This is a genomic window from Streptomyces sporangiiformans (genome assembly GCF_005768555.2).
In the GTDB taxonomy this organism is placed as follows: Bacteria; Actinomycetota; Actinomycetes; order Streptomycetales; family Streptomycetaceae; genus Streptomyces; species Streptomyces sporangiiformans.
In genome coordinates, this window is the sequence record NZ_VCHX02000322.1 from 1 (window position 1) to 15,884 (window position 15,884).

The following is a 15,884-nucleotide window of genomic DNA, read 5'->3' on the forward strand; positions in this document are numbered from 1 at the left end:
TTACGGTGGGACAACGAGGGCCTCCTGGCTGCCGGTTGTAGATCTCGCAATCCACACCGAAACCAGGGGCCCTCGCCTCGTTCAAGGACCGCTCAAGGCGTGTCGCCCGTCACCAACGTCCCCGGACAGCACACCTAGACGCGTACGTCCAAGCGGCTGATTCCCCCGGAGCCGCCCGTGTGATGCATGGCCCGGGCGCGGCGTCTCGCGTCGCGGATGCCTCGTGTGGCGGCCGATTCGATCCGATGAGCTTCGGCGCTCGTTCCGAGTCGTCGGCGCTCACGTCGCACCAACACGCCCGCGGCCCAGGCGAGGAGCCCGAACAGAGCCGCCCCGACGAACAGCGTGATCACCACTACGAGCCCCTCCCCCGCACCGGACTCGGCCGAGGCACTCGGCCCCGCCCATCGAGGCTCTCTGAGCCGCGATGGCGCCATCATCCGGGCTCCACCAGTCCTGTTCAAGAGGCGCCATCGGCCACTCCGCATCGCGAACCAGCCAGGAGGTCGGCAGGCGGGGCGCTGCCCTGCTCAGTCGTTCGGGCGCAGGGTCCAGGTCACCGTCATCTCGCCGGTCACGGCGCCGTCCTCCCGCTGGATGGCGACAGCCACGGGGAACTCGGGGCGCTTGCCCTCGTCGAGTTCGGCGACGACGTCGGCGACGGGACGGCCGAGCGTCGCCGTGGCCGTGACGACTCCCCGCGCAAGCTTCTTGAACGCGATCTCGGCGGTGACCGCAAGCGGTACGGCGCGCGAGAGCTGGTCCCCGAAGGCGGCGAGGACGACCGCCCCGCTCGCCGACTCGCCCAGCGTGAACATCACCCCGGCGTGCGGCCCGCCGACGTGGTTGTGGTACTCGCTCTGGTCGGGCAGGGCGAGGACGGCCTTCTCCGGCGTGGTCTCGAGGTATTCGAGTTTCAGGGTCCGGACCATCGGCACCGTGGCGGCGAGCATCTCGCCGATCGACATCTGGTCTGCGCTCATGACCGGAATGTTACCCATGAGTAGCCGATCCTGACCAGAGCCGACGAGGTGATCGCAGTATCGTTGCCGCGCATGTGGCCAGGAGAACAGCCGCCAGGGGGCGCACAGAATCCGCAGCAGCAGCCGAACGCGGGCGGCGGGCAGCAGCAACCGCCCCCGGGGGGCATGCAGCAGCCCAACCCGTACCAGCAGCCCGGGTACCAGCAGCCGAACCCGTATCAGCAGGGCCCGCAGGCCCACGGCCAGTGGAACGCTGCCACGGTCCCGGCGGGCGCGTCCGTGCCGCCGCCCGGCGGCGGGCGCACGAAGCTCATCGCGGTCGTCGCGGCGGCCGTCGTCGTGGTCGCCTCGGGCGTGACCGGATTCGTACTGCTCGGCGGCGACAAGGACGACCAGGCCGATCCGAAGCCCACCAAGTCCCGTGCGCAGCCGACCAGTTCGGGCAACCCGCGCACCTCCGACGGGGAGCAGCCGACCGTCGCGGGCTGGAAGGCCGTGGTGAACCCCAAGGTCGGCGTCGCCTTCGACGTGCCGGCGGACTGGGCACTCGAGTCGCCCGACTGGGTCTCGTACGTCTCCGAGGACGACGATCCCGAGGAGAAGCCCCTGGCCGCCATGGCCGCTCCGGCGTACCTCAAGTCGAAGTGGTGCGGGACGGACGAGGACAAGGACGGCACGGTGGACTACACGCCGCTGGCGGGCGCGGGCACCCGGGGCAACAAGGGCGCCAAGAGCACCGAGGACGTCGCACGCGCCGACTCCAAGTCCTGGGTCTACGGGGCCTACACACAACCTGAGAAGGCGAACATCGACTCCGCCGCGGTGGAGTCGTACACGACGAAGTCCGGCATCACGGGCAGTCTGGGCACCGCGTGGTCCACCGGTGTGAAGAAATCGGGTAAGTGCGACAGCGACGGGAAGGCGACGGTGTTCGGCTTCAAGAACGCCGAAGGAAGGTTCATGTCGTGGGCGTTCCAGGGCGTCAAGGGCGTGTCCGACGAGGTACCGGACGCCACGGTGCGGAAAATCCTCAGCACCGTGCGCCTGTATGAGGACCCGTCGGGGTCCTGATCCGGTACGTCACCGGCAAGGGGCAGTGACAAAACCGTGTCCCTACGCCGCTAGGGTTGGCGCCCATGTGGCCAGGACAGCAGCCGCCCGGGGGCGAGCAGAACCCGCAGGATCCGAATCAGAATCCGTATCAGCAGCCGGGGTACCAGCAGCCGAATCCGTATCAGCAGCCCGGATTTCAGCAACCGAACCCCTATGCGCAGCAGCCCGGTCAGCAGGGCTGGGCTACGCCCGCGGACCCGCTGGGCGCCCCGCAGGTGCCGCAGGGCGGCGGTGACAACAAGAGGACGAAGATCGTCGCGATCGTCGCCGCCTCGGCCGTCGTCGTCGCGGCCGGTGTCACCGGGTTCCTGGTCCTGGGCGGCGACAAGGACGACACGGCCAAGGACCCGGACAAGAAGGGCCCGGCCGCCACGGCCTCCGCGTCCAAGAAGCCGAGCGCGTCCGCGTCCGGCGACGCGGACAACCCGCGCGGCAGCAGCAGCGAGAAGCCGACCGTTCCCGGCTGGAAGGTCGTGGTGAACCCGCGGTTCGGCACCAAGTTCGACGTTCCCGCCGAGTGGGAACTCGACACCGCGGACACCAGCGTCGGCTTCGAATGGGAAGAGAAGGGCAAGACGGACCGGACCACCGTGACGGCTCCCGCCTATCTCAAGTCCAAGTGGTGCACGGACGACGACGACAAGGACGGCCGCGACGAGGACACCGCCCTGGTGACCGCCGGAACGCGTGGCGAGAACGGCGCCAAGAACACGAACGAGGCGGCCGAGACCCGGGTTCCGTGGTGGATCTTCGGCGGCTACACACAGCCGGACAAGAAGAGCGTCAAGTTCTCCAAGCCGAAGGCGTACGCAACGGCTTCGGGCCTGAAGGGCAGCGTCGCCACCTCGTGGTCCGAGAACACGCCGCAGAACGGCAAGTGCGACAGTGAGGGCAAGGCCATCACCTTCGCGTTCAAGAACGGTGCTGGCGATTTCGTGACCTGGAACCTGTTCGGCGCCAAGGGCGTCGACGGCGAGATTCCGGAGGCGACGATCCAGAAGATCCTGGCCACGGTGCGCCTCACCGACACCGCTCCCACGGATTCCTAAGGCCCGGAAACAAGCCGCAACGGCCCCTGGCTACGGCGCAAAGGGGACTGGTGACTCGGGTCGGCGACGACGATAGTTCCCCGGTGACCAGTCCCTCCGCCGTCCCGAGACGCAAGCGCCTCATCCTGGGGGCCGATTGGCACGCGATCGTGGCCGACTGGAACCGCCAGGGCATCACCACATCCAAGGGCAACCCTTGGACATGGATCGGCCTCAGGGACATGATGGGCAACCCGCGCCTGTGCGGATACCGGTCGCACGTAGTGATCGAGTTCGACCCGGAAACGGGCCGCGAGAGCAGGCACATGACCATCGCTCACGACGCCGAGGGCAAGCCCATCATGGGGCAGTGGACTGCCATCTTGGAGGTGTCCGAATGGGAGACCATCAAAGAGATCATCGGTGACGGCGCTATGCGCGGGGGTGGCCACAACTCCCGTGTGTACCTGTCTAGCGGCACCCTCCGTTGCGGCAAGGAGGAGCGCGGTTCCGTACCCCCGCGATGAAGGCCGCACCTAGCCGGGGCAAGCCGGAAGGGTACTTCTACTACGTCTGCCCGGCGAAGACCACGGGCAGGGGGTGCGGTGGGGTCAAGGTCGGCGGACCCGAGACCGACGAGCTGATCGGCAAGCTGGTGATCACGAAGTACGAGGAAGAGGCCAGCGAACGGCAGGCGGTCAAGGCTCCGCAGGAGTGGCCGAAGGAAGCCGAACTGAGGATCGTCCGTGAGGACCTCGCCGATCTCAAGCAGGCTCGCAGGGCGCGCAAGATCAGCGCTGAGCGCTTCTACTCCGATCTTGCCGAGTACGAGGCCGACGAACAGCGCCTGAAGAAGGAACGGAACGCGTGGCAGCGCCAGGCTCTCGCGAGCCAGGGCGAAATCGTGGACATGGCCGAGGAGTGGTACAGGGACGGGATCACCCTCGCTGAACGCCGGTCGTACATCGCGAGGACACTGACGGCTGTGGTCGTACTTCCTGTCGGGAGCGGGCGCCGCGTACCCCTGCGGGACCGGCTGGTTCCGGTGTACGCCGAGGAGTAGCCCTAACCGGTTACGGCGAAGTCAAGTGCTGATCCTTCTCGGCGCCCGAGCCCTCGCCCGAGCCGAACGGCGAGAGATCAACAGCGCACTTTCGCCACATCCACCTAGTCCTTATCGATTTCGAACTGGAATTTAATCAACCCCGCATCGCCGAGGAGGAGACTGATTCCGAAGAGAATCATCCCTCCGACTACGATCACTATGAGTCCTTGGAGGGGGAATGGGATTTTATCCACCCAGTCCTCAACCCTATCCTCCCAGCTACCATTGATTCCTCTCGAGACCTTCACGTCGATGAGGGAACTGGTGAAAGAGATCCGCGGTGTGCCGTCGGCGAGCAGCGTATAAGTGGCGAGCGAATCTCTACCGATCCGGCTAGGCTGTACGCAATACGGCGTTTCGGATGTGCAGCCCGGAGGGTTGCCCATATAGCACCAATCCCGATCAGTACCGTGGCGATGACGGCCACAGTCGCCCAGAAAGTTCCGGACGTCCAGAAGGCGTCCGCAGCTACGACCTGCATGGATGGATTGAAGCAGGAGCCAGGGGGCCGCGCATTGGTTCAGCGCGCTTCGACTCAGCGGATGTGGTGAAGCGCACTGTTGATCTCTCGCCATTCGGCCTGGTCAAGGGCTCGTGCGCCGAGAAGGATCACCACTTGACTTCGCCGTAACCGTTTAGTAAACAGCCACCGGAGGACTACCCCATCCTCGTCATGAGGTCCTTGAGTTGGCGCCAGTGTCGGCCGCGAGGGTGTTCCCAGTATGCCGGAGATCGTCCACATAACGGTGCGAAGCTCAGCCCGACACGTCTCCCCGGCCCATTCCCCCATCACCACACGAAAGAGTCTGGTCCCACCGCTCACAAGGTGGGACCAGACTCAGGACCTTCATGAGGTCGGGGACGATGCCAGGAGCCGTACCCTCAGTCGCAGCTGTTGTAGTCGTAGCCGGCGTTTCGCCGGGTTCCGTTGCCGTCGTAGAAGGAATAGATGCCGCTGCTGTCCCGCCGCGCGCTAAAGCTCCAGTCCCTGCCGCGGTAGGTCAGGTTGAGCACCTCGCCCCGGTCATCGCTGCCGCTGACGTAGCGGAGGTTGTCGTCGGCGCGGCCGAAGGTCAGGGGGCCGACCACACCGTCATGGTCCAGCCTCCACCTGGCTTGCAGCGTCTCGGTCGCATACTGCGTGTTCGCGCCGAAGTGACCGTCAATATCTGCTTGGTCGAAGGTTGAGTGGTCGCTCTCCTCGGCTCCCTCAGCCCAGAGGATCTTCTGCCACAGGCACACGGCGTTGGTGCTGTTGTAGGGGTACCAGTAGACGCCATGGCCGAATTCTCCCTCGTCGCCCCAGTCGCCCACGTAGGTGTCGTAGCCGCGCACGTAACCATCGCTCATTGCGGCGGAGGCCGGCGTGACGCCCACCGCCAAAGTGCCGAGCGCCAGGATGCTGATTGCGGCTGCGGAGAGCCGACCGCCTATCGTCCAGTTCCTCACAGAACTCCCCCTTGATGATGTAGATGCGGGTCCCGCGTAACCGAACTCGTCGGCCGGGTGAAACAGACTTTAGAAAGCGCTGTCGATGGCGGGCAATGCGCACGGTGCGCAGTCGCCGGGTTGTGACTGTTCACGGTGCACGGTCGGCGATGCGGAAGGCGTGGACCAGTTCGTGGGTGCCAGGGCCTGGGGGCAGGAGGCTGCGTTTCAGGAGCTGTTCGGCGGCGCGCAGGTGGGCGCGAACAGTAGTGCGGCTGATGCCGAGGTTCTGGGCCGTTCGCTGGGCATCGGTGCCGGCCTCGATCCAGGCTCGCAGGGTCTGGTGCACGGTGCGGTCCGTGCCGAGCTGCAGGGGTTGGAGGAAGGCGTGCGCCCAGGTGATGGCCGCTTCGGTGGACAGCAGACTGTCCACCGAAGGCGTCGGCAGATGCTCGGTTACGGCGTTGTTGTCGGGTAGCAGGAGGTCGGTGATCGCCAGGGCCAGGGCGAGATCGGCGCGGCTGGCAGGGTCCTGCAGGTTGAGGCCGAGGGCGTCTTGGGCACGCGTCAGATGGGCGGTGACGGTGTTGCGGCTGATGTCGAGCAGCCGCGCCACACCGGAGCGGGGAAAGTTCAGGGCCAGGCTGGTGATGTCGAGGGTGAGCCGGGGAGCCTTTCTGATCGGCTCCAGGAAGGCATGGGCCCAGGCGAGGGCTTGTCGACGAGGGAGCAGTCCGGCCAGCGGTGGCCGGCCGTGGTAGTCGGCGACCCGTTCGGGTGTGTGGCAGGCGACGGCCAGGGCATGGCGGGCTTGATCGTAGGCCTGCGCGGTGGCCGGCAAGGGTACGGGGGCGCTGATGCCCAGCGCGTAGTTCGGGTTGTCTCGCACCAGCGCCCGCAAGGGCGCGGCCAGGCCGCTGTCCAGGCTGTCGCCGTCGTGGTCCATGGGCAGAAGACAGATGAGGTGGTCGTCGTAGACAGGGCAACGCACCATCAAGCCGCGACCGTGATAGCCGGTCGCATCCTGGTAGGCGTCGATGAGCCTGCCGCGGTCTGAGGGCGGGCAGCGCAGCAGGTGGATGCGCAGACGTTCAGCGTCCAGCAGCGGCGGAACGGCACCGGCCGTCATCCGGCGGGCCAGCGTCAGTTCTCCAGCCATCAGGGCCGTGAAGACCGCCAGGCGCAGCCGCGCTGCCGCCTGCTGATAGCGCAGGGCGAGGTCGTCGGCCTGCCGGACACGGCGCAACACCTCGATCATGGCGCCGATATGGGACGCCAGCGCCAGCGCCTCCCGCGTCTGCGGCAGGGGGCTGCCCACCACCAGCACCGGACGCGGCACCTGCCGTCCCAGCGCTTCGCACCGCACATGGAACACGCCCACCTGCGAGGCCGCAGCGGCCAGCTGTCCGCTCGACAACTGGGCCAGCACCGGCTGGAGACTGGCAAGGATGTCCGGCGCAAGCCGGGCAGTGGACACCTCCACCTTGCCCGCGCGGTCGACCAGGGCGATCTCCGCGCCGAGCTGCCGCCCCAACCAGTCAATCAGCGTCTGCGGATCAAGATCAGCATCCTGGCAGACACGAGGCCTCAGCTGACGCAGCAATTCATCGAGTACCTGAGGTGTCGGCACGGCTCTCCCTCGCCAGCTTGTCGGCCGCCTTGTCCGAGTCAGGCAGCACGCCCCCCGAATCCTGAAGTACCGGCGGATCTCCGCGCGGTGCTCCTTGAGCGCCTGGCCGGCCCGCTCATGCAGCGCCCGCTCCTAGGTGAAACCTTCCACTCTCAGGACGACGAAGGCCTCACCCGCAAGTGGGCCACGCCGGTCCGTCCCGATGCTCCCACCGAAGCCCGTCCTAGCCATTCCGGCTCGCCTGCACCGATGTCCTGGAAGACGAGCGCGCGATTACCGCTGCCGCGCTCTGGCACCGGGCCGTCATGTTCTTCGCGGCCCAAGACATCACGCCGATCTGCTCTGTAGAAGCAACGGAAGCCCGTCACCTCGTACGGCGATGGTGGCGGGCTCCGTCGCGTGTCGAGACCTCTACACCCAGAGCAGCGTTCATCCGGCGCCACTGCGCATCAGACCAACGAGGGGACCTGCGCGCGTGCGCCCGTGCCCAAGCCATGTCCTGATCTTCGTCGGCGTCACGCGGACGAGGCACCCGGCTCCCTCCTCCCGGCAATCCGTACTTCCCGAGTGATCTCGCTATTTGTGGCAAGGTCTTTGGCGATATCGGCCGCAATGAGTGCAGCTCCGGGGGTGTGACCGGAGCCGACGTAGCGCCAGTGCGCGTCAGTCACCGTGTCGGGGATGTCGACGCGGCCCACATGGTGGGCACGTTCGGCGCGCAGCGCCGCGTACGTCGTCGAGTAGGCACGGGACTTGGTGAGGATGTGGCCTCGGTATCCGAGCGTGTGAGCCCAGGTGCGCAGGTGCAGTGGTGCGTACTCGGGGAGACCGCCGAGGCGCCAGCAGGTACGCATGAGGGTGCGCACGTGCTTGCTCACGGGTGCCGTGTCGACGTCGTCCCAGGTGGTGACCTTGTGGTCGAGGCCGGCGCCCGTCTCCCCCGCTCCCTTGGTGACGTACTTGGCCACGTACGCGGCCACGGCGTCATCGTCGGGTCCGGTGCCGTTGGCGCGCAGTGGCCGGGCGTCGACCTGGACGCCCCAGCGCAGCGCCAACTCACCCACCGCGGAGCTGTAGGGCGCGCGGACGAGGACGCGCCGGGCGGACGCGCACACGGCGTCTATGAGCCGGTTCGCTGTGCCCCAGGCCGGGGGTTCATCGTTCGGTCCGGCCGGGCCGTCAAGGCGTACGACGGCATGGACGTGGACGGCCGCACGCCGCTGGTATTCGGCGACGCGCGCGAAGGACAAGCGCGCATGGTCGCGGAAGCGGGACTGTGCCAGGCCGATAGCCGTGGCGAGCTGTCGCCGGACGCCGATGACGAAGCGGTCCCAGAGCTCGCCCGCGTGCGCGTGCCAGAGCGCGTGTGCGGCGTAGTCGTAGCAGTCGCGGCAGAGCGGCTGACCTACGAGAGGCTCGGCGGAATCGTGAGCGGCGTGGCAGCTGACGGGCCGACCGTGCTCGCAGGTACCGCCGTCGCGGCGGGGACGGCACAGCTCCCCGGCACCGTGTACGGGCCCGAAGGACAGAGCCGTGAGGGTGACGAAGAGCCGAGGGCGGTCACGCACTGTGGCGGGGACGTTCTTGCCGCCGACCAGGCCCGCGCGGACGAGGTGGAAGGTGTCTCCCGCGTGGAGGCGGGAGCACGGTGCGCAGACAGTTGAGCGCCGGTTGCGGCAGCGGACGAGCAGGCGTTCGCCAGGTTCCTCGCGGGCGTCGTAGTACCGCAGGATCTCGCCGGTAGCCGCGTCCAAGGTAGTCGTCGAGCCAGACAGGTGAACCGGGTGGGTGCAGCCACCCGTGGCCGTGATCTGTTCCAACCAGCGTGTGAACTTGGGATCTTGTGCGATGCGGATGGCGTCGCGGTCTGCTGACAGCATCAAGCAGAGCGCTGCCGCCCAGGACTTTCGTTCGGGAGAGTTCACCGGACCTGTCCCATTCGTGGATGGCTCGGTCCGGTACCGGCACGAACAAGCACCGTGCAGTGCAAGGGTATGCCGGAAACCAGACAGAAAGATTGACATCCGTCGATCAACTCAAAGACACGCCCAACGGAGTGGGCGTGCCGATGCGGCTTCCGCCAGTCTTGAGGCGATCCCTCGCTCTTCTTGCCGGGCCTGCGCTGGTCGGGAGGAGCGCGGCCCCAAGTGCTGCCCTTCGGTTCAGCAAGCCGTTGTCAGCGCTGCCACCCGACGGGGTAGGACACAGCAGACGTAACTCCTCGCTCGGCACCACAAGACCGCGGAAGGTTACATTCCACGAGGTGTTGTGCGTTGCATCAGGAGATCCCCAAGGACAAGCTCTCCCGTGTCTCGGCCTACGACTGGTTCGGCTCCGTCTCGATGGTCCCGCTCGCCACGGCTCTCGCGGGCCCGACGGAGGAGGCCTTCGGACGTACGGCGTCGTTGTGGGGGTGCTCCGCGCTGGTCGTCGTGGTGACGGCGGCCGTGCTGTGCGTGCCCGACGTGCGGCATCTGACGCGTCGTACGAAGGAAGTGACGCAAGGGGTGCCGACGAAGGGTGAGCCGCTGGGCTCGGAGGAGCGGGTCGGCCGTTCCTGAAGGGCCGTCGAGGGCCACGCCCGCCCGGAGCCGACGTACAGGCGGTCGTCGTGACTTCTGAAGATGGGTCAGCCGATGCTGAACGCACCGTCCGGCGGCTCCGGTGACGGGACCGCGTTCTCGTCCCGTACGGGCTCGGCGTCTCCCAGGAAGGCGCGTAGCGCCGCGCCGTGCTCGACCCGGGCCGGGAACGCGTCGGAGGCGGTACGGCGGGCGAGGGTGCCGGTGTCGACGGGGTGGTGGGAGGCGACGAGGATCGCGTTGCCGAAGCGGCGGCCGCGCAGGATGCCCGGCTCGGCGATCAGCGCCAGCTCCTCGAACACCGTGGAGAACGTGGCGAGTTGGGAGCGCAGGAAGGCGAAGGGCGCGGCGTCGGCGAGGTTCGCCAGGTAGACGCCGTCGCCGCGCAGGACCCGTTCGGCCTCGCGGGCGTACGCCACCGACGTCAGGTGTGCCGGGACGCGTGAGCCGCCGAAGACGTCGGCGATCAGGACGTCGACGGAATCGGAGGCGGCGGTTTCGAGCCAGGCCCGGGCATCGGCGCCGTGCAGCGTGATCCCCGCGTCGCCGGGAACGGGCACGTGCTCGGCCACGAGGGCCAGCAGGCCCCGGTCGGCCTCTATGACGTCCTGGCGGGATCCCGGCCGGGTGGCGGCGAGATACCGGGGCAGGGTGAGCGCGCCGCCGCCGAGGTGCAGCACGTCCAGCGGGCGCCCCGGCTCCGTGAGGGTGTCGAGGACGTGCCCGAGCCTGCGCGCGTACTCGAACTCCAGGTGCGTCGGCGCGTCCAGATCGACGTACGACTGCGGCGCCCCGTCGACCGTGAGCAGCCAGGCTCGCCTCCGGTCGACGTCCGGCATCAGCTTGGCGGTCCCGTGATCCACGACCCGCGTCACGGGTATCGGCTCGTCCACGGTTCCATTGTGCCGTTCCGGCCGCGCCAGGAGGGCTGGTCGCCTCCCGTCACCGCCTCGGTGACCTGACATGGCGGACGGTCCGCCTCACACACCTGTCGCTCCGTCGATGCGCTCGCGCAGCAGATCGGCGTGCCCGTTGTGCCGGGCGTACTCCTCGATCATGTGGACGAGCACCCAGCGCAGCGACACCGGCCCGCGCCAGGAATCCTCTCCCACGACATCGAGATCGGGTGCGTCGGCGACGAGGGCTTCGGAGAAGGCCACCTCCGCACGCCAGGCCTCCCAGGCCTCGGCGACGACCGCGGGATCGGCCGCGGCACCGTCGAAGTCACCGTCCGGGCGCACCGGCGAGGAGAAGCGCGCGGGCGCGTCCTGCCCGGCCATGACCTGCCGGAACCAGCGGCGCTCCACATCGGCGAGGTGCCGCACCAGTCCGAGCAGCGAGAGCGTGGAGGGTTCCACGGACCGCCGGGCCAACTCCAACTCCGCTTCCAGACCTGAGCACTTCAGTTCCAGCGTCGCGCGCTGGGCGCCGAGCATGTCGACGAGCATGGTGCGCTCGTCCACGACGGCAGAGGTACGGAAGCGACGGTCCTGCTCGGCGGCGATGAACATTTCGGCTCTTCTGCGCGGCGTGGTCATGCCCGCCATCATCGCCCCCGGCCGGGAGGCGGGGTGTGGGCGGGTTGCCCGCCTCCCGTACCGGACCCCTGTACCGGACGGGAGGCGGGCCCCCGGTCGATGTCGCTCAGCCGACCGAGGTCACGGTGCCCGCGCCGACCGTGCGGCCGCCCTCGCGGATCGCGAAGCCGAGGCCCGACTCGAGCGGGACGTCACGCCCCAGCTCCACCGTCATGGCGACGGTGTCGCCGGGCCGCGCGACCGCCCGCTCGCCGAGGTCGACGTCGCCGACCACGTCCGCGGTGCGGATGTAGAACTGCGGCCGGTAACCGGTGGACACCGGCGTCGTACGGCCGCCCTCGCGCGCCGACAGGACGTACACCTGGGCCGAGAAGCGGCGACTGGGTACGACGCTGCCGGGCGCCGCGACGACATGGCCGCGGCGCACCGTGTCACGTGCGACACCGCGCAGCAGCAGCGCCACGTTGTCCCCCGCCTGCGCCTCCGCCATGGGCTTGCCGAAGGTCTCCAGGCCGGTGACCACCGTGTCGACGCCGGCGCCGAGCACTTCGACCCGGTCTCCGACCTTGATCGTGCCGCGCTCGACCGCACCGGTGACGACGGTGCCGCGTCCTGTGATGGTGAGCACGTTCTCGACGGGCAGCAGGAACGGCGCGTCGAGATAGCGCTCGGGCATCGGGACGTACGTGTCCACGGCGTCCAGCAGCGCGTCGATCGCCCCGGTCCAACGCGGGTCCCCTTCAAGGGCCTTGAGCCCGGAGACCCGTACGACCGGTACGGAGTCACCGCCGTAGCCGTGCGCGGAGAGCAGCTCGCGGACCTCCAGTTCGACGAGGTCGGTGAGCTCCTCGTCAGCGGCGTCGGCCTTGTTGAGAGCCACCACGATGTGGTCGACACCCACCTGCCGGGCGAGCAGCACGTGCTCGGCTGTCTGCGGCATGATCCCGTCGAGCGCGGAGACGACGAGGATCGCCCCGTCGAGTTGCGCGGCCCCGGTGACCATGTTCTTGACGTAGTCGGCGTGGCCCGGCATGTCGATGTGCGCGTAGTGCCGGGTGTCGGTCTCGTACTCGACGTGCGCGATGTTGATGGTGATACCGCGCGCCGCCTCCTCCGGCGCCCGGTCGATGCGGTCGAACGCGACGTACTGGGTGCCGCCGGCGCCGCGCTCGGCGAGGACCTTGGTGATGGCGGCGGTCAGCGTGGTCTTGCCGTGGTCGACATGGCCCATCGTGCCGATGTTCAGATGCGGTTTCGTGCGGACGTAAGCCGTTTTGGACATGGCGGTACCTCGAAGCCTTCCGGTGCTCGGTGATGCTCCCGGCGGTGCGGGACGGGGACCCCAAGGAATGTGCCGACCCTCCCCCTGCGGGGTCCGCCGGACGATCCGGAGAGGGTCAGCTTCGGGCGCCGTCGACGGCGGCCACGGTGATCAGGACGGCAGCCTTCGGGGCATCCGCGACCGCGGATGCTGCGAGGTGGAAGGCGTGCCGGAACATGAGGCGATCATTGCGGACACATCGGCCCACGTCGAATGGTTTTCGGCGGCGAGGCTCCGGGTGTTTCCCCTGGTGCGTCAGGAGCCGATGTTCTTGAGAGCCTCACGCACCGACAGCGGCGAGAGCCGCTCCCGCTCCCGGCTCACGAACTCGCGTACGGCCCGCGGGTCGGTCTTGGCGTACTCGCGCAGGCACCAGCCGATCGCCTTGCGGACGAAGAAGTCGCTGTGCCCGGACTGGCGCAGGCAGTAGCCGAAGAGCCGCTCCGTGTCGGTCGCGTCCTTGTAGCGCAGCTGGTGGAGGAGCGCGGTGCGGGCGACCCACAGATCGTCGTCCTCGATCCACGCGTCCATGTCCGCCCTGAGCGTGGGGTCGGCGGCGACGAGGCCTCCCACCACGTGGCAGGCGAGCAGGTCGACGGTGTCCCACCATGGGACGGTGCTGACGAGGTGCCGGGCGACCGGCAGGAAATCGGAGGAGCAGCGCTTCACATGGCGGCGCAGGTAGTCGACGGCGAAGTAGTGGTACTCACGCTCGGGCAGCCGCCAGCAGCGCAGCGCGACGGCGGCGGCGTCCGCCTGGTCGGGGAGCCCCGTGCCTTCCAGGACGGTCCGGGACAGGGCGCGGCGCTCGGGCGTGGTGAGTCCCAGGAAGGGCGCGACGTCCTTCATGTACGCGCGCAGGGTCACGGCGCGTGCCGGATCTGCCGCGGCGGTGTAGGTGGCGGTGAGCCGCTCCAGCAGGGTGTCCGCGAGGGCACTGCGCGGTACGGCCGGAGAGTCGCGCGCTGTCGCCGGGCGGTCGCGCGGTGCCTCCGGACGACGGCGCGGTCCCCCTCGACGGCCACCCGATGTCGGTGAGCCTGTGACGCCCATGAGACGAACCATACGGCGATCACACATATTTGTCGGTTAGTGTCACCGGATGCCCGATGCCACCACCCGCTCTGGGGGCACCGCAACGGCCACTCCCCCGGCCGTCTCCACAGAGTTCGCCACAGCAGAGTTCGCCGCCGCGCCGACGGGTCTTGCCGCGCGCTGCACGAGAGTCGTGCTCTCGCCGTGGTCCCGGCTGTCCCTGCTCGTGACGCTGCTCGGGGCCGCCGCCGCGACCGTGCTGCTCCTCCAGCCGCAGAAGCTGCTGGCCGACGGCTGGCCACCGGCGCTGAACGGTGCCGCCGCGGCCGTGGTGTTCGCGGTGGCGTACGGGCTGTGCACGGTCGCGTTCGTGCCGCGGCCGCTCCTCAACCTCGCGGCGGGCGCTCTCTTCGGCTCGGAGCTGGGGCTCGGCGCCGCGCTCGTCGGCACGGTGCTCGGTGCCGGGACCGCCTTCGGGCTCGGCCGGATGCTCGGGCAGGACGCGCTGCGGCCACTGCTGCGCGGGCGCTGGCTGAAGGTGGCCGACGGCCAGCTCAGCCGTCACGGGTTCCGCTCGATGATGGCCCTGCGACTGTTCCCCGGGGTGCCGTTCTGGGCCGCGAACTACTGCGCGTCCTTCTCCCGCATGGGCTGGCTTCCCTTCCTCCTCGCCACAGGACTCGGCTCGATCCCGAACACGGCCGCGTACGTGGTGGCCGGCGCCCGCGCCTCGACGCCGACGTCGCCCGCCTTCCTGATCGCCATGGCCTGCATCGCCCTCCCGGCCCTGGCCGGAGCGGCCATCGCCTGGCGCAAGCGCCACCATTTGCGCGACCGCTGAGGAAGAAAGCCGAGCTCGAAGGGCCTACAGCCCCTCCAGCACCATCGCGTTGGCCAAGCCGCCCGCCTCGCACATCGTCTGGAGGGCATAGCGGGCCCCGCGCAGGCGCATCGCGTGGACGAGAGTGGCCGTCAGACGGGTGCCGCTCGCGCCGAGGGGGTGTCCGAGTGCGATCGCGCCGCCGTGGACGTTGACCTTGGCGAGGTCGGCGCCCGTCTCCTGCCGCCAGGCGAGCACGACGCTGGAGAAAGCCTCGTTGACCTCGAAGAGGTCGATGTCGTCCAGGGTCAGCGACGCCTTGCGGAGCACCTTCTCGGTGGCGGGGACGACGCCCGTGAGCATGAGCAGCGGATCGGATCCGGTGACGGCGAAACTGTGCAGCCGGGCCAGCGGGCGCAGACCGAGGCGGGCCGCGGTCTCACTCGACGTGATCAGCACGGCAGACGCCCCGTCGTTGACGGGGCTGGCGTTGCCCGCGGTGACGTTCCACTCGATCTGAGGGAAGCGCTCGGCGAAACCGGGGTCGTAGTAGGCGGGCTTGAGTCCGGCGAGGACCTCGACCGTACTGGCGGGCCGGACGCACTCGTCGCGGCTCACCCCGTCCAGCGGGGCGACCTCCGGGTCGAAGAGCCCGCCGTCCCAGGCCGCGGTCGCCTTCCGGTGCGAGTCCACCGCGAACGCGTCCATCTGCTCGCGCGAGATCGACCACTTGGCCGCGATCAGCTCGGCGCTGATGCCCTGCGGCACCAGCCCCTCCCGGTAGCGCTCGGCGACTCCGGGCCCGAAGGGGTCCTTGCCCGGCGGCACGTTCGACCACATCGGCACGCGGCTCATCGACTCCACTCCGCAGGCCACGACCAGGTCGTACGCTCCCGACATGACGCCCTGCGCCGCGAAGTGCACCGCCTGCTGGGACGAACCGCACTGACGGTCCACCGTCGTCGCGGGCACCGTCTCGGGGAAACCGGCCGAGAGCAGGGCGTAACGGGTGGTGTTCATGGCCTGCTCGCCGACCTGGTCGACCGTGCCGCCGATGACGTCGTCGATCAGCGCCGGGTCGACTCCGGAGCGCTCGACGAGCGAGCGCAGCGTGTGGGCGAGGAGCTCCACGGGATGGACGTGGGCGAGGGAGCCGTTGGACTTGCCCTTGCCGATGGGGGTGCGTACGGCTTCGACGATGACTGCGTCACGCATGTGGGGGCCTCCTTGGCCGCCGGCTGCCGAGGGACTACCGAGTACTAGTGAGTAGGAAATCCAAACTCACCATAGCTTGGCGAGTT

General features: G+C 68.8%; 15 protein-coding genes and 1 pseudogene. 6 read left to right on the plus strand and 10 right to left on the minus strand.

All coding sequences use genetic code 11. From position 1 onward, the window contains the following. Window positions 1–530: 530 nt before the first annotated feature. The gene (locus tag FGD71_RS40500; protein ID WP_119105567.1) at window positions 531–968 is read right to left on the minus strand and encodes a DUF4442 domain-containing protein; all 438 of its coding nucleotides are present in this window, start codon (window positions 966–968) and stop codon (window positions 531–533) included. 87 nt (window positions 969–1,055) lie between these two features. Between FGD71_RS40500 and FGD71_RS40505 the strand changes: the two genes are divergently transcribed. From FGD71_RS40505 to FGD71_RS40520, 4 genes are all read left to right on the plus strand, one after another. Beyond that, window positions 1,056–2,054, plus strand: a complete 999-nt coding sequence (locus FGD71_RS40505) for a DUF8017 domain-containing protein (protein WP_119105568.1) — start codon at window positions 1,056–1,058, stop codon at window positions 2,052–2,054. Between the two features lie 65 nt (window positions 2,055–2,119). Continuing rightward, entirely contained in the window at window positions 2,120–3,145 is a 1,026-nt protein-coding gene (locus FGD71_RS40510; RefSeq protein ID WP_119105569.1) for a DUF8017 domain-containing protein, read from the plus strand. A gap of 83 nt (window positions 3,146–3,228) precedes the next feature. Further along, window positions 3,229–3,651 (plus strand): recombinase family protein, encoded by a 423-nt coding sequence (locus tag FGD71_RS40515; protein ID WP_162931359.1) that lies wholly within the window; start codon window positions 3,229–3,231, stop codon window positions 3,649–3,651. Further along, on the plus strand, window positions 3,648–4,187 hold the full coding sequence (locus FGD71_RS40520; RefSeq protein WP_119105571.1) for a hypothetical protein: 540 nt from the start codon (window positions 3,648–3,650) through the stop codon (window positions 4,185–4,187). Before FGD71_RS40515 ends, FGD71_RS40520 begins: the two co-directional genes overlap by 4 nt. A 104-nt stretch (window positions 4,188–4,291) precedes the next feature. Here the strand turns inward: FGD71_RS40520 and FGD71_RS40525 are convergent, their stop codons facing one another. From FGD71_RS40525 to FGD71_RS40540, 4 genes are all read right to left on the minus strand, one after another. Continuing rightward, window positions 4,292–4,615 (minus strand): hypothetical protein, encoded by a 324-nt coding sequence (locus FGD71_RS40525; RefSeq protein WP_140936055.1) that lies wholly within the window; start codon window positions 4,613–4,615, stop codon window positions 4,292–4,294. A 496-nt stretch (window positions 4,616–5,111) separates the two neighbouring features. Beyond that, the gene (locus tag FGD71_RS40530) at window positions 5,112–5,678 is read right to left on the minus strand and encodes a peptidoglycan-binding domain-containing protein (RefSeq protein WP_140936056.1); all 567 of its coding nucleotides are present in this window, start codon (window positions 5,676–5,678) and stop codon (window positions 5,112–5,114) included. Between the two features lie 130 nt (window positions 5,679–5,808). Further along, entirely contained in the window at window positions 5,809–7,287 is a 1,479-nt protein-coding gene (locus FGD71_RS40535; RefSeq protein ID WP_119105573.1) for a helix-turn-helix domain-containing protein, read from the minus strand. 515 nt (window positions 7,288–7,802) lie between these two features. Then, the gene (locus FGD71_RS40540; RefSeq protein WP_119105574.1) at window positions 7,803–9,167 is read right to left on the minus strand and encodes a replication initiator; all 1,365 of its coding nucleotides are present in this window, start codon (window positions 9,165–9,167) and stop codon (window positions 7,803–7,805) included. A gap of 390 nt (window positions 9,168–9,557) precedes the next feature. On the opposite strand from FGD71_RS40540, the pseudogene FGD71_RS40545 reads away from it, so the two are divergent. Next, window positions 9,558–9,848 (plus strand): annotated as a pseudogene (locus FGD71_RS40545) (MFS transporter); the annotation flags it as partial. Window positions 9,849–9,916: 68 nt separating this feature from the next. On the opposite strand, the gene FGD71_RS40550 reads toward FGD71_RS40545, so the two are convergent. The 4 genes from FGD71_RS40550 to FGD71_RS40565 all read right to left on the minus strand — a co-directional run bounded on the left by FGD71_RS40550 (window position 9,917) and on the right by FGD71_RS40565 (window position 13,781). Next, window positions 9,917–10,762, minus strand: a complete 846-nt coding sequence (locus FGD71_RS40550; protein WP_119105575.1) for a spermidine synthase — start codon at window positions 10,760–10,762, stop codon at window positions 9,917–9,919. Between the two features lie 87 nt (window positions 10,763–10,849). Further along, on the minus strand, window positions 10,850–11,407 hold the full coding sequence (locus FGD71_RS40555) for a DinB family protein (RefSeq protein WP_119105576.1): 558 nt from the start codon (window positions 11,405–11,407) through the stop codon (window positions 10,850–10,852). Between the two features lie 106 nt (window positions 11,408–11,513). After that, complete coding sequence (gene tuf, locus FGD71_RS40560) at window positions 11,514–12,689, minus strand: elongation factor Tu (protein ID WP_119105577.1); 1,176 nt, start codon at window positions 12,687–12,689, stop codon at window positions 11,514–11,516. 294 nt (window positions 12,690–12,983) lie between these two features. Further along, a complete protein-coding gene (locus FGD71_RS40565; RefSeq protein WP_119105578.1) occupies window positions 12,984–13,781 on the minus strand; it encodes a DNA alkylation repair protein in 798 nt (265 codons plus the stop codon). 49 nt (window positions 13,782–13,830) lie between these two features. Here FGD71_RS40565 and FGD71_RS40570 point away from each other — a divergent pair, with 49 nt between their 5' ends. Next, entirely contained in the window at window positions 13,831–14,604 is a 774-nt protein-coding gene (locus tag FGD71_RS40570) for a TVP38/TMEM64 family protein (RefSeq protein WP_119105579.1), read from the plus strand. Between the two features lie 24 nt (window positions 14,605–14,628). Here the strand turns inward: FGD71_RS40570 and FGD71_RS40575 are convergent, their stop codons facing one another. Continuing rightward, the gene (locus FGD71_RS40575; RefSeq protein ID WP_119105580.1) at window positions 14,629–15,798 is read right to left on the minus strand and encodes a thiolase family protein; all 1,170 of its coding nucleotides are present in this window, start codon (window positions 15,796–15,798) and stop codon (window positions 14,629–14,631) included. Between the last annotated feature and the right edge of the window lie 86 nt (window positions 15,799–15,884).